At 63.5% G+C, this 13,430-nt stretch carries 14 protein-coding genes and 1 pseudogene; 10 read left to right on the forward strand and 5 right to left on the reverse strand.

Annotated elements, in window-relative coordinates; all coding sequences use genetic code 11:
• Positions 1 to 292 precede the first annotated feature (292 nt).
• Both JMY24_RS39570 and JMY24_RS39575 read right to left on the reverse strand, forming a co-directional pair.
• On the reverse strand, positions 293 to 616 hold the full coding sequence (locus JMY24_RS39570; RefSeq protein WP_236597411.1) for an OmpA family protein: 324 nt from the start codon (positions 614 to 616) through the stop codon (positions 293 to 295).
• Positions 617 to 685: 69 nt separating this feature from the next.
• A pseudogene (locus tag JMY24_RS39575) lies at positions 686 to 901 on the reverse strand (type VI secretion system tube protein Hcp); the annotation flags it as partial.
• A gap of 422 nt (positions 902 to 1,323) precedes the next feature.
• Here JMY24_RS39575 and bioA point away from each other — a divergent pair.
• The 4 genes from bioA to bioB are packed head-to-tail and all read left to right on the forward strand — an operon-like array spanning position 1,324 to position 5,736.
• Entirely contained in the window at positions 1,324 to 2,685 is a 1,362-nt protein-coding gene (bioA, locus tag JMY24_RS14295; RefSeq protein WP_128594153.1) for an adenosylmethionine--8-amino-7-oxononanoate transaminase, read from the forward strand.
• Positions 2,685 to 3,869, forward strand: coding sequence for an 8-amino-7-oxononanoate synthase (bioF, locus tag JMY24_RS14300; protein ID WP_128594152.1), 1,185 nt, complete (start codon positions 2,685 to 2,687; stop codon positions 3,867 to 3,869). Before bioA ends, bioF begins: the two co-directional genes overlap by 1 nt.
• Positions 3,866 to 4,594, forward strand: a complete 729-nt coding sequence (gene bioD / locus JMY24_RS14305) for a dethiobiotin synthase (protein WP_128594151.1) — start codon at positions 3,866 to 3,868, stop codon at positions 4,592 to 4,594. Before bioF ends, bioD begins: the two co-directional genes overlap by 4 nt.
• A gap of 35 nt (positions 4,595 to 4,629) precedes the next feature.
• A complete protein-coding gene (bioB, locus tag JMY24_RS14310) occupies positions 4,630 to 5,736 on the forward strand; it encodes a biotin synthase BioB (RefSeq protein ID WP_128594150.1) in 1,107 nt (368 codons plus the stop codon).
• Between the two features lie 86 nt (positions 5,737 to 5,822).
• Here the strand turns inward: bioB and JMY24_RS14315 are convergent, their stop codons facing one another.
• Positions 5,823 to 6,848, reverse strand: coding sequence for a sulfate ABC transporter substrate-binding protein (locus JMY24_RS14315; RefSeq protein ID WP_128594149.1), 1,026 nt, complete (start codon positions 6,846 to 6,848; stop codon positions 5,823 to 5,825).
• A gap of 191 nt (positions 6,849 to 7,039) precedes the next feature.
• Complete coding sequence (locus JMY24_RS14320; RefSeq protein WP_128594148.1) at positions 7,040 to 7,642, reverse strand: RBBP9/YdeN family alpha/beta hydrolase; 603 nt, start codon at positions 7,640 to 7,642, stop codon at positions 7,040 to 7,042.
• Between the two features lie 309 nt (positions 7,643 to 7,951).
• Between JMY24_RS14320 and JMY24_RS14325 the strand changes: the two genes are divergently transcribed.
• The 6 genes from JMY24_RS14325 (at position 7,952) to JMY24_RS14350 (ending at position 12,122) form a co-directional block, all read left to right on the forward strand.
• On the forward strand, positions 7,952 to 8,893 hold the full coding sequence (locus JMY24_RS14325) for a 2-hydroxyacid dehydrogenase (RefSeq protein ID WP_128594147.1): 942 nt from the start codon (positions 7,952 to 7,954) through the stop codon (positions 8,891 to 8,893).
• Positions 8,894 to 8,969: 76 nt separating this feature from the next.
• Complete coding sequence (locus JMY24_RS14330) at positions 8,970 to 9,899, forward strand: hydroxymethylglutaryl-CoA lyase (protein WP_128594146.1); 930 nt, start codon at positions 8,970 to 8,972, stop codon at positions 9,897 to 9,899.
• 61 nt (positions 9,900 to 9,960) lie between these two features.
• Positions 9,961 to 10,482 (forward strand): YbaK/EbsC family protein, encoded by a 522-nt coding sequence (locus JMY24_RS14335; protein ID WP_128588447.1) that lies wholly within the window; start codon positions 9,961 to 9,963, stop codon positions 10,480 to 10,482.
• A gap of 4 nt (positions 10,483 to 10,486) precedes the next feature.
• Entirely contained in the window at positions 10,487 to 10,714 is a 228-nt protein-coding gene (locus JMY24_RS14340; protein ID WP_128594145.1) for a DUF1289 domain-containing protein, read from the forward strand.
• Positions 10,711 to 11,196: a MaoC family dehydratase gene (locus tag JMY24_RS14345; RefSeq protein WP_128594144.1), complete on the forward strand. Its 486-nt coding sequence runs from the start codon at positions 10,711 to 10,713 to the stop codon at positions 11,194 to 11,196. The genes JMY24_RS14340 and JMY24_RS14345 overlap by 4 nt, the downstream gene beginning before the upstream one ends.
• The gene (locus JMY24_RS14350; protein ID WP_128594143.1) at positions 11,193 to 12,122 is read left to right on the forward strand and encodes an MBL fold metallo-hydrolase; all 930 of its coding nucleotides are present in this window, start codon (positions 11,193 to 11,195) and stop codon (positions 12,120 to 12,122) included. The genes JMY24_RS14345 and JMY24_RS14350 overlap by 4 nt, the downstream gene beginning before the upstream one ends.
• 381 nt (positions 12,123 to 12,503) lie before the next feature.
• Here JMY24_RS14350 and JMY24_RS14355 read toward each other — a convergent pair whose 3' ends face one another.
• Positions 12,504 to 13,403, reverse strand: a complete 900-nt coding sequence (locus tag JMY24_RS14355) for a DMT family transporter (RefSeq protein ID WP_201702279.1) — start codon at positions 13,401 to 13,403, stop codon at positions 12,504 to 12,506.
• Between the last annotated feature and the right edge of the window lie 27 nt (positions 13,404 to 13,430).

A 13,430-nucleotide genomic window follows, 5' to 3' on the forward strand; every position in this document is an offset into this window, starting at 1 on the left:
CGCCCACGACGACGTGTGATGTCGTCTCGAACATTGCTGACCGAGCATGCGCCTGCCGGTGTTCCGGCCGGCCGTCGATCAGCTTTCGTTGCCGCCAGACCTGCCGACCCTGAGAGCCGCGCGCTGTCGAACGAATGCAGGGTGCAGCGCATTCTTCGGAATTGCGCACCGTCGCAATAGGCGGTAAGCCGGAAGCACTGAATAATTGACTGAGCCACGGTTAGCTGGCCGGCATGTCTTGTTAGTCATTCACACTTATCCATGCCGGCTCTCTCTGACCGTGAGCGTGGTCCTACGTCGACAACCTGATTTCCACCCGCCGGTTTCTCGACCGGCCCTCGGATGTTTCATTGCTCGCGACCGGGTCGGCATCGCCTTTCGCGACCATCTCGATCCTGTCCGCCGACACGCCCGCGGCGACCAGCATCTGCCTCACGGTGGTCGCGCGCGCCAGTGAGAGCGCCTCGTTGGACGCGAAATGTCCTCTGTCTGCGGGCAGATTGTCGGTGTAGCCCGTTAGACGAATCTGCCCGGACGCGCTGGCCAACTCCTGTCCGGCAACGGCAATGAACGGACTGACCAGCGCGTTGACGCTAACCTCGCCTGGCGCAAACATGTCGCGAAAGCGCAGCGTAACGGCCGTTTGGCTCGCGTTTTCGTCGACATCCACGACGCCGGCTGCGATCGCGTTCTGCAGACGTTCCTCGAGCTTGCCCGTCAGTGCATGAACGGAGGGAGCGGTGTGCGCCGCCGTACCCGCGCCGCCACCGCTGCCGGTATGCATCGTCGAGTCCTGCAGGATCTCCCAGTTCCACGAAAGGACTTCGATTTCGTCCTTGTGCTTGTCGTCCAGCGACTCGCCGTTGATACCGTCAATCTTCAGGAAGATGTCCTGTGCCATGTGTTCACTCCTTTGAGTGTTGGTGATAAGAGCGGCCGGGGTCACGAAGCGCTATCCGTTGCCCGCTTAGCCGGCCAACCGCCCGCGCCACAAGACCAAAACGGGCACGCTCCAGTCCCTCCAACCGCCCCGCGCCCATCTTCCCGCCCTAACACTCCAATTACTTTTCCGTCGCCAACTCCCCGCAAAAGCGACCTTCAGACCCAAACCCAAACCACCTGCCGCGAACCCCGCCGAACCCCAAAGCCTCAGCCAAAACGCACCGTCCCACCCCTAGTGCAAAGCCCGAAATAAACCGCTAATCTCGACCCCGCACGCTAGCCGGGAGGGCCGCGCGCAGCGCAAAAAATGACCACGCGCCGCGCCCCAAAAAACATACAAAAACCAAACCGCAGCGGCAAAAAAGCACCTCGGAGTACCTCTTGGAAAATTCAGCAACATCGCCAACATCGACTGAAGACTGGATCGCCCGCAGCCTGCGCGCGGTCTGGCATCCCTGCACGCAGATGAAGCACCACGAGCGCCTGCCGCTCGTGCCCGTCGCGCGCGGTCAAGGCGCGTGGCTCTACGACCGCGCCGGCCATCGGTATCTGGATGCAATCAGCTCCTGGTGGGTCAATCTGTTCGGCCACGCGAACCCGCGCATCAACGCGGCGCTCAAGGATCAACTCGATACGCTCGAGCACGCCATGCTCGCCGGTTGCACGCATGAACCCGCCATCGAACTCGCGGAGCGCCTCGGTGCGCTCACCCACGGCACGTTGGGTCACGCATTCTTCGCGTCGGACGGTGCATCGGCAGTCGAAATCGCGCTCAAGATGAGCTTCCACTCGTGGCGCAACCGCGGTTTCGCCGACAAGCAGGAATTCGTCTGCATCGCGAACAGCTATCACGGCGAGACCATCGGCGCGCTCGGCGTCACCGACGTCGCGCTGTTCAAGGACGCCTACGACCCGCTGATCCGCAACGCGCACGTCGTCGCATCACCCGACGCACGTCTCGCGAAACCCGGCGAAACGGCAGCGGACGTCGCACGTCGCGCGCTCGACCCCGTACGCGCGCTCTTCGAAGCCCGTGCCACGAAGATCGCCGCGTTGATCGTCGAGCCGCTCGTGCAGTGCGCGGCTGGCATGGCCATGCATGACGCTTCGTATATCGCCGGCTTACGCGCGCTGTGCGATCAATACGGCGTGCATCTGATCGCCGATGAAATCGCCGTTGGCTGCGGACGCACGGGCACCTTTTTCGCGTGCGAACAGGCTGGCATCTGGCCGGACTTTCTGTGCCTCTCCAAAGGTATAAGCGGTGGCTATCTGCCGCTTTCCATCGTGCTTTCGCGCGACGAAATCTTCGAAGCCTTCTATCACGACGACACCGCTCGCGGCTTCCTGCACTCGCATTCGTACACCGGCAACCCGCTCGCGTGCCGCGCGGCACTCGCCACGCTCGATCTGTTCGCGACCGACAACGTGCTCGCGGCCAACGCGCAAAAGTCCGCAAAGCTGATGGCCGCACTCGCGCCGCTCGCAGAACATGAACAAGTGCGCAACCTACGGCAATGCGGCACCATCATCGCCTTCGACGCGGCAATCGAAAACCCTCAGCATGCCAAAACATTCTCGCGCCGCTTCTTCGAAAACGCGTTGCAACGTGAACTGCTGCTGCGCCCCATTTCGACCACGGTTTATCTGATGCCTCCATACATTCTCGACGACGACGAACTCGCGCTGCTCGCCTCGCGCACTCGCGAAACGTTCGAAGCAACGCTCGCGCAGGTCCGCTAATGCATCTACTCGACAAACTCTCAGAGGGGCTGAAGGAAATCGACGAACGCGGCCTGCGCCGTCGACGCCGTACGGCCGACACGCCCTGCGCCGCGCACATGACGGTCGACGGCCGCGAGATTATCGGCTTTGCGAGCAATGACTATCTTGGGCTCGCCGCGCATCCGCAACTCATCGCGGCCATTGCCGAAGGCGCGCAACGCTATGGCGCGGGCAGTGGCGGTTCGCATCTGCTTGGCGGCCACTCACGCGCACACGCGCAACTCGAAGACGACCTGGCCGAATTCGTCGGCGGATTCGTGGATACACCGCGCGCGCTCTATTTCAGCACCGGCTATATGGCGAATCTCGCGACGCTCACCGCGCTCGCGGGCCGCGGCACGACGCTCTTCTCCGACGCGCTGAATCACGCGTCGCTGATCGACGGCGCCCGTTTATCGCGGGCAGATGTGCAGATCTATCCGCACTGCGATATGGAAGCGCTGAGCGCGATGCTCGACGCGTCAGATGCGGATGTCAAAGCGATCGTCTCCGACACGGTGTTCAGCATGGACGGCGATATCGCACCGCTGCCGCGTCTGCTTGAACTCGCGGAAGAGCATGGCGCATGGCTGATCGTCGACGACGCGCATGGTTTCGGCGTGCTCGGTCCGCAAGGCCGCGGCGCCGTCGCAGACGCCGCGTTGCGCTCGCCGAATCTGGTTTCGATCGGCACGCTCGGCAAGGCGGCGGGCGTGTCGGGCGCGTTCGTCGCCGCGCATGAGACGGTGATCGAATGGCTCGTACAGCGCGCGCGTCCGTATATTTTCACCACGGCTTCCGTACCCGCAGCGGCGCATGCGGTTTCCGCGAGCCTGCGCATTATCGGCGGCGATGAAGGCGATGAACGCCGCGCGCATCTGCGGAAATTGATCGAACGCACACGCGCAATGCTCAAAAGCACGCCGTGGATTCCAGTCGATTCGCACACCGCCGTGCAGCCGCTCGTGATCGGCGCGAACGAGGCGACGCTGGATATTGCGGCCTCGCTCGACCGCACCGGTTTGTGGGTTCCCGCAATCCGTCCGCCGACCGTGCCCACCGGCACATCGCGCTTGCGCATATCGTTGTCGGCCGCGCATTCGCATGCGGATCTCGACCGGCTGGAAGCCGGCTTGCAACAGGCAGGAGCGCAAGCCGCATGAGCAACACGAACTCTGCACTGTCGCTGTTCGTCACCGGCACCGATACTGAAATCGGCAAGACGTTCGTCTCTTGCGCACTGTTGCGCGGCTTCGTGCGCGAAGGTCTGCAAGCCGCCGCGATGAAACCGATCGCTGCTGGCGCGTTCGAACTGAACGGCGAACTGCATAACGAAGACGCGGATCAGCTCGACGCCGCTTCAAACGTGCTGCTGCCGCCCGCGATGCGCACGCCGTATCTGCTGAAGGAGCCAGCGGCGCCGCATATCGCGGCCGCGTTGGAGAACGTCACCTTCGATATCGACCATATCGTCGCTTGCCATGCGCAGGCGTTGCAGCGCGCGGACGTCGTGGTAGTGGAAGGTGTCGGTGGTTTCCGCGTGCCGTTGACCACCACGCACGACACCGCCGATCTCGCCGTCGCGCTGAAGCTGCCGGTCGTGCTGGTGGTCGGCATGCGCCTCGGCTGCATCAGCCACGCGTTGCTCACCGCCGAGGCCATTGCCGCGCGCGGGCTCACGCTCGCCGGTTGGGTAGCGAATCGCGTCGATCCGGACATGACTTTCCCCGACGAAAACATCGCGTCGATCCGTGAGCATCTCGCGCGGGAACACGGTGCGCCGTTGCTCGGCATCGTGCCGCATCTGCGCCCGGCCGCGCCGGAGCTCGCGGCTGATCAGCTCGACATCGACCTGCTATTGCAGACGCTGCGTCACGCGCAGCGCTGAATCAACCAACACATCCATTCATGAGGATTGAACACATGACGCAACTGAACATCGCCACCGCGCCTGCTGAAACGGCCGCCGCCAACAATGCCAACGCCAACGCCAATGTCGATGCGGCGGGCAAGCAACTCGCGCGCTGGCGCGTTGCCGATATCGTCGCGTTGTATGAACTGCCGTTCAACGACCTGATGTTTCGCGCGCAGCAAACGCATCGCGAGCATTTCGATGCGAACACCGTACAACTGTCGACGCTCCTTTCGATCAAGACCGGCGGCTGCGAAGAAGATTGCGCGTACTGCCCGCAGTCGGTGCATCACGATACCGGCCTGCAAGCCGACAAGCTGATGCCGGTCGACGAAGTGCTCGCCGCCGCGAAAGTCGCCAAGGAAAACGGTGCGACGCGCTTCTGCATGGGCGCCGCGTGGCGCAATCCGAAAGACCGCCACCTCGAGCCGATCAAGGACATGATTCGCGGCGTGAAGGCGATGGGTCTCGAAACCTGCGTGACGCTCGGCATGCTCGAAACGCACCAGGCCCAGCAACTGCGCGAAGCAGGCCTCGACTACTACAACCACAACCTGGACACGTCGCCGGAGTTCTACGGCCAGATCATTTCGACGCGTACATATCAGGACCGTCTCGACACGCTCGAACGCGTTCGCGACGCCGGCATCAACGTGTGCTGCGGCGGCATCGTCGGACTGGGCGAGTCGCGCCGCGAACGTGCGGGACTGATCGCGCAACTGGCGAACATGGACCCGTATCCCGAATCGGTGCCGATCAACAATCTGGTGCAAGTGGAAGGCACGCCGCTGACGGGCACTGAATCGATCGATCCGTTCGAATTCGTTCGGACGATCGCGATTGCGCGCATCACCATGCCGCGCGCGATGGTGCGCCTGTCGGCCGGTCGTGAGCAGATGGACGAAGCGTTGCAGGCAATGTGCTTCCTCGCCGGTGCGAATTCGATTTTCTACGGCGATCAGTTGCTCACCACGAGCAATCCGCAAGCGGAAGCGGACCGCAAGCTACTCGAACGTCTCGGCATTCGCGCCGAAGCCGCGCAGCACATGCCGCTCGACAAAAGCGGCTGCGAGCATGGTTGTGAACATGAGCAATCCGCACACGCCGCGACGAACTAAGCGCACTGACCGCGCGCTATAAAAGCCGCGCAATAAAAAGGCCGCTTCAATCTCGAAGCGGCCTTGTTCATTTCCAGCCGGGCAGTTTACTTTTTGTCGACGATGATCTGATCGAACGTCCCGCCGTCCGAGAAATGTGTTTGCTGCGCTTTCTGCCAGCTGCCGAACATTTCTTCGACGGTGAACGTCTTGATCGGCTTGAACTCGGCGGCGTGCTTCGCGAGCACGTTCTTGTCACGCGGACGCAGATGATGTTGCGCGATGATCTCCTGCGCGGCCGGCGACCATAGATAGTCCAGGTAAGCCTGCGCCTCCTTGCGCGTGCCGCGCTTGTCGACCACCTTGTCGACGATCGACACCGGCGGCGCGGCAAGCAGGCTCACCGACGGATACACCGCTTCGAAATTGCCCGCGCCCACGCCGGTGTTCATCAGCGCGACTTCGTTTTCGAATGTCACCAGCACATCGCCGATGCCGCGCTGCGTGAACGTCGTCGTTGCACCGCGGCCGCCCGTGTCGAGCACCGGCACATTCTTGAAGATCGCTTTTTCGAAGTCGAGCGCCTGTGCGTCGCTGCCGCCATGCTGCTTGCGATAACCCCATGCGGCCAGGTACGTATAGCGTCCGTTGCCCGAAGTCTTCGGATTCGCGATCACCACTTGCACGCCGGGCTTGGCCAGATCGTCCCAGTCCTTGATGTGCTTCGGATTGCCCTTGCGCACGAGAAACACCATCGTAGTCGTGTACGGTGCGCTGTCGTCCGGCAGACGCGTACGCCAGTTGGCGGGGACCAGTTGGCCCTTTTCGGCGAGCAGGTCGATGTCGTTCGGCTGGTTCATCGTCACGACGTCTGCCTGCAAGCCCTGCAATACCGACAACGCCTGCGCGCTCGACGCGCCATGCGACTGGCGGATCGACACGCTCTCGCCGCTCTTCTGCTTGTACGCGGCGATGAAGCCGGCATTGATGTCCTTGTACAACTCGCGCGTCACGTCGTACGACACGTTCATCAACGACGTCTCCGCGTGCCCAGCCGACACGCCGCCGAGCGCAAGCGCGATTGCCGTGAAGCCCGCCGCCAGCCAGCGCGTTGTCCCCGTCCTGTCTGCCATGTTGTCCCCGCTATCGATGATAAAAACTTGTGGCCGCGCAATTGCGCAACGTGAAGCGGGATTCTAGCGGATCGCCTCCGCGCGCCGCGGCCGAAGTCGGGCCGCGCGATAGTCGTCGCATGCCGGGCATCGAGCGGCGCACGATCAGAAGCCGAACAGGTCTGCCGAACAAATGGTCAACAACCGGCGCATCAAACCAGCGCGTGCTGCCCAATCTCGAACGCTTCGTCGCGAAAGCGCAGCGGCGCCGCGCAGTGCACCAGTGTGTCGATGAAATACTTCGCCCTCGGCCAAGGGCCGAACCCGGCTGCGGTATTGATATGCCCTGCGTCGCCCAGATTGACGAACGCGCTGCCAAAGCGCTGCGCGAGTTCGCGGGCGCCGGCGAGCGGCATCCACGGATCGGTTTCGCTGCCGATCAGAATGGACGGAACGCCAACACGCCGCGCCTCGAACGGTCCGGCGAAAGCGAATTTTTGCGGGCTTGCGGGCGCGACGAACAGCACGCCGACTACCTCATGTGCATACGACGCCTGCTGCAACGCGTGCGCAGCCGCGAGGCAGCCGAAGCTATGCGCGGCGAGCACGAACGGCCCCCGTTCACGCGCGAGCAGTTCGCGCAGCGAGTTCGCCCAACCTGCGACGTCCGGTGCATCCCAGTCGGCCTGCTCGACGCGCAACGACCGCGCGAACTGGCGTTCCAGCCAGCTTTGCCAATGTGCGCCCTCGCTGCCGTGCAGGCCCGGAACGGTCACGAGCCGCGGCGGCCACGGCGATGTGGTGCATGAAAGCATGTCTGTCCCTCGCTACGGGAAACCGGGAAGCCATTGTCCCGCCGTGCGACGCGTGGACGAACCAAGTTTTCGTGCTTTGTTTATGGAGTGGAGGGCGGGAACTGGCGGCGCACAGGCCCGCGACGCGCACGGTCGTGCGCAACCGCGCGGGATTGCCGCCGAAAAAGTAGAATGAAGCCTATTCATAAAAGGAGGAGCCCTCATGTCGCCAGCGTCGTGCGCTGCGCCGCAGCCGCCGGAAGCCTCGCAGCCATCCTGCCGCACCTCTTGTGCGAAGCGGCGCGATTGCGCATTCAACGGCGAGGTCGCATGAAAATTCTCTTTTACATGCCGAACGGTGAAGCCGCCGCCTGGCTGCACGACTTCGCCCGCGCGCTGCCGGAGGCCGATCTGCGCGAATGGCAGCCCGGCGACACCGCGCCCGCCGACTTCGCCGTCGTATGGCGCCCGCCGCGCGAGATGCTGGCCGGCCGCAGCGATCTGCGCGCGATCTTCAATCTCGGCGCAGGCGTCGACGCCATTCTCGCGCTCGAACGCGATCAGCCCGGCACGTTGCCCGGCAACGCTCAGTTGATCCGCCTCGAAGACACCGGCATGGCGCCGCAAATGGCCGAGTACGTAACGCATGCGGTGCTGCGCTATCTGCGGCGCTTCGACGAATATCAGACGCTGCAACGCGAGCGGCGCTGGCAAGTACTCGATCCGCATCCGCGCGAGACGTTCACGGTGGGTGTGCTCGGACTCGGCATGCTCGGCGCACATGTCGCGCAAAAGGTCGCGGCGTTCGGCATGCCGGTGCGCGGTTATAGCCGTAGCGCGCGGCATGTCGAAGGCATCACTACGTTTGCTGGCGCGGCGCAGTTCGACGCGTTTCTCGACGGCGTGAAGGTACTCGTGAATCTGCTGCCGCATACGCCGGATACCGCCGACGTGCTCGGCGCGCGCACGTTTTCGCGGCTTGAACGCGGCGCGTATCTGATCAACGTTGCACGCGGCGCGCATCTCGTCGAAGCAGATCTGCTCGGCGCGCTAGCAAGCGGCCAACTCGCCGCGGCCACGCTCGACGTGTTTCGCGAGGAACCGCTACCCGCCGATCACCCGTTCTGGCAGGAGCCGCGCATTACCGTTACGCCGCACATGTCCGCGCTGACGTTGCGCGAAGAAAGCGTCGAGCAGATCGCGGAAAAAATGTTGGCGCTGGAGCGTGGGGAAGCAGTCGGCGGCGTGGTGGATATCGAACGCGGATACTGACATCGTCGAATTGCATGGGCGGGAGCAGGTACCGAACCGCCAACTCTGATCGACTACTGTGTATGGGGAGACAATCATGGCTGTACCGCAGCAAGTGAAAATCGTCGAAGTCGGTCCGCGCGACGGCCTTCAGAATGAGAAGGAGTTTGTCCCGACCGCCACCAAGATCGAATTGATCAACCGGCTCTCCGCAGCGGGATTTCGCAACGTCGAAGCGGCGTCGTTCGTGTCGCCCAAATGGGTGCCACAGATGGCCGACGGCGCGGAAGTCATGTCCGGCATCGAGCGCCGCCCCGGCACCATCTATTCGGTGCTCACGCCTAACCTGCGCGGCTTCGAAGGCGCGCTTGCCGCGCGCGCGGACGAGATCGTGATCTTCGGTGCCGCGAGCGAAGCGTTCTCGCAGAAGAACATCAACTGCAGCATCGCGGAAAGTATCGAACGATTCGCGCCGGTCGCGCAGGCAGCCAAGCAGCACGGCCTGCGCATTCGCGGCAGCGTGTCGTGCGCGCTGGGTTGTCCGTATCAAGGCGAGGTGCCGGTCGCGTCGGTAGTCGACGTGGTGCAACGCTTTGCAGCGCTCGGCTGCGATGAAATCGACATAGCCGACACGATCGGCGTCGGCACGCCGAAGCGCACGCGCGAAGTCTTCGAAGCGGTGACACAGGTGTTTCCGCGCGAGCGTCTGTCCGGGCACTTTCACGACACGTACGGCCAGGCGCTTGCCAACATCTACGCGGCGCTGCAGGAAGGCATCGAAATCTATCACGCGTCGGTGGCGGGGCTCGGCGGCTGTCCGTATGCGAAGGGCGCAACTGGCAACGTCGCGACCGAAGACGTGCTGTATCTGATGAACGGCCTCGGCATCGAGACCGGCATCGACCTTGCTCAAGTCGTGGCAATCGGCGATTTCATTTCCACGTCGATCGGCCGGCCGAACGTTTCGCGCGCCGGCAAGGCGCTGCTCGCGAAGTCGCGCAGCGAAGCAGCGGCCAACTGCGTTTGAGCCTGGGTCGGACGCCTCGCTCAAGACATTGCCGGACACCAGACAATCAGGACCTGACACGATGACGGACCATGCTTCTCTTGAATCAGACGACCTCACCGCATTACCGGACTCGGCCCGCCGCGTCGCACTGCTGCTTCGCGAGCGCGGTCACAGTGGCCGGATCGTCATGCTGCCGGAGACCGGCAAGACTTCCGCCGAAGCCGCCGCCGGGCTTGGCTGTTCGGTCGCGCAGATCGCAAAGTCGATTCTGTTTCGCCGTCGCGAAGACGATGCGCCGGTGCTGGTGGTAGCAAGCGGCGCGAATCGCGTCGATGAAAAGAAAGTGGCGGCGCAAGTCGGCGACATCGGCCGCGCCGACGCGAAGTTCGTCCGCGAAAAAACCGGCTATGCAATTGGCGGCGTGTGTCCGGTCGGTCATGCGGTCGAACCGGTCACGCTGATCGACGAAGACCTCCTCGCGCTCGACAGCCTGTGGGCGGCCGCCGGACATCCGCATGCGGTGTTCAATCTGACCGCCCAGGAACTGGTTGCATTGACGGGCGCGCCGGTAGTCGACGTAGCGCTGCGCGAGACGGCCTGACGCGATGACAGCGGTAATCGACAAAGCAACACAGGCCGGCGGCGTGCCGTCGCCATGCATCAACGTGTGCCGGATGGATGCGTCGACCGGCTGGTGCGAAGGATGCCTGCGCACCATCGACGAAATCGCCGGCTGGTCGATCTACGACGACCACGAGAAGCGCGCCGTGTGGGAGGCACTGGAGGCCCGCCGCGCCGGGTTGATCGCAAGCCAGGCAAAGGTGCAGCCATGAACGCGCCGCCGCGCGTTGTCACCATCGGTGAGACTTTCAGCTCGACGCTCACGTTGTCGGCAGATTCGGTGAAGTCGTTCGCTACGCTCGTCAACGATATGAACCCGCTGCATCACGACGAAGCCTATGCGGCGCAAAGCCGCTTCGGCGGTCTCATTGCGTCCGGCACACAGCCCACCGCGCACTTCATGGCGCTGCTCGCGACGCATTTTTCAACCTACGCGCAGCCGCTCGGACTCGAGTTCGATATCAAGCTGAAAAAGGCCGCGCATGCAGGCGACACGCTCACCATGACCTGGCGCGTGCGCGACGCTTACTGGAAGCCAAGCCTGAACGGCGACCTCACGCACCTGGAGGGCTCGGTCAAGAACCAGCGTGGTGAAGTTGCAGTGGTCGGCACGTCGACCATTCTCGTGATGCCGAAAGTCGAGGCTTCCGTGAACGCAAGCGTAGGAGCCGGCTCGGGCATGGGCACGCTATGAACGCATTGCCTGCATCGATCCGCGTCTTCGAGCGCGGCTGGCTTTCGTCGAACAACGTGCTGCTCGTCGACGACGACTGCGCCGCCATCGTGGACACGGGTTACGCGACGCATGCGCACCAAACCCTGGCCCTCGTCCAGCAGGCGCTCGGCGAGCGGCCACTCGATCTGGTCGTCAACACGCATCTACATTCAGACCATTGCGGCGGCAATGCGCTGTTGCAATCGGCGTGGCCGTGCCGCACGCTGATCCCCGCCTCCGAAGCGGGCGCCGTGCGCGACTGGGACGAGGCGCGTCTGAGCTTCCGCGCGACCGGGCAGACCTGCGAGCGCTTCGGCTTCACAGGCACAATCGAGCCGGGCGCGACGCTGCGGCTCGGCGCGCTCGACTGGCAGGTGCTCGGCGCACCCGGTCACGATCCGCATTCGCTGATGCTGTACTGCGCGGACGAACGGGTACTCATTAGCGCCGACGCGCTGTGGGAGAACGGCTTCGGCGTGATCTTTCCGGAGCTCGAAGGCGAAAGCGGCTTCGCGGAGGAGCAGGCGGTGCTCGAAGCCATTGCCGAGCTCGACGTCCGCCTTGTGATTCCCGGCCATGGCGCACCGTTCACGAACGTCGGACAGGCGCTGGAACGGGCTTTCTCCCGCGTGGCGTGGTTGCGCGCGGACCCGGCACGCAATGCCAGGAACGCGCTCAAGGTGCTGATCGTCTTCAAGCTGCTCGACGTCCGCGCGATGAGCTTTACGACGCTGCTGCAAATGCTCGACGACGCGGCGGTCATGCGTGCGGCCGCTTCGATACTGAAGCCGCGTGGCGAATGGCCCGCACTCGTCAAAACGATTGTGGATGAACTGGCTGCGGGAAACGGACCGCTCATGGTGGAAGGCGAGCAGATCGTCGCGCGCGCGGCGCAAAGGGCGTGAGCACCTACGTTGCTTGAAGCGATTGAGTGTCCGGGCACTGGCCGCCGGCCCATGCGCGTTGGCAAGAGCGCCGGCCCCGGCCGGCTAAGGAAAAACGCCGCCACAAAAAGAAAGCCGCTCGACCCGTAAAGGCGAGCGGCGGAAATTCTGTCGGACGTGATCAGCGTCTGGTCGAATGATACGCGCGCGCGATTTTTGACCGCATCAGTGATTTCCCTACAGATGTTTGACGGCGGCTGCTCACCCGCATGCGGCCCGAAAGCAGACGCGAGCCGCGACGAGCCTTACGAACGATTGGTCCGCTGATATGAACAAACGTTCGCGCATATGCTTTGCAATCCATAGCATTGCGGCTCGCCGCGTTGACCGGATGCGCGGCGCTCAGACGGACGGCACGCGCCTTTGCGGCACGATGCGCCAACCGAGATTGACGCCGGCAGCCGCAACGAGGATCAGCACCGCGCCCAGCACCTGAATCCACGCGAGCGCCTGACCAAAAGCAACCCGGTCGACGATGATCGCCACCACCGGATAAATGAATGACAGCGCGCCGGTCATGGAGGTCGGCAGCTTCTGGATAGCACCGTACAGCAACACGTACATGAGGCCCGTGTTCACGACGCCCAGCACGATCAACTCGATCCATTGCGCACCGGTGGCGGGCAGCGCGTCGAAACGCACGAGCGGCGCCAGCATGACCACGCCGAGCAACACCTGGATCAGTGCAATCAGATGCGGCGGCGTGCCCTTCAGGCGCTTCGTGATGATCGAGGAGGCCGCGTACATCGCAGCCGCGCCCACCGCGTAGGCGATACCCACGAGATATTGCCCCGGCACCGCCAGTACCGCCGGTTCGACCTTGACGACAAACACGAGCCCGACGAATGCGATCAGCAGCCATGCCACCGTCGACGCGCTAATGCGCTCGCGAAACACGAGAGCGCCGAGCGCCACCAGCATGAAAGGTTGCGTGTTGTAGACGGCCGTCGCCATCGAGATCGACGCGCGCGAATAGGCGGCGAACAGCAGCACCCAGTTCGCGACGATCGCCGCGCCGCCGAGCAACGCGAGCCCAAGCATCTTCCACGAGAACAGCTTGCGCCTGAAGAGACCGAGCACTGCGCACACCAGCGCGAGCGTTGCGCCGCCGAAAATGCAACGGAAAAACACCACATTGAACGGGCTCTGCTGCGACGACACCACCAGCCAGCCGATCGTGCCCGACATCAGCATTGCGATGCTCATCTCCGCCGCACCGCGCCGGATTTCGTTTGAAGCCATGATCCGATCCTCGATTGAATTCTGCCT

Source organism: Paraburkholderia kirstenboschensis (genome assembly GCF_904848585.1).
Classification (GTDB): Bacteria; Pseudomonadota; Gammaproteobacteria; order Burkholderiales; family Burkholderiaceae; genus Paraburkholderia; species Paraburkholderia kirstenboschensis.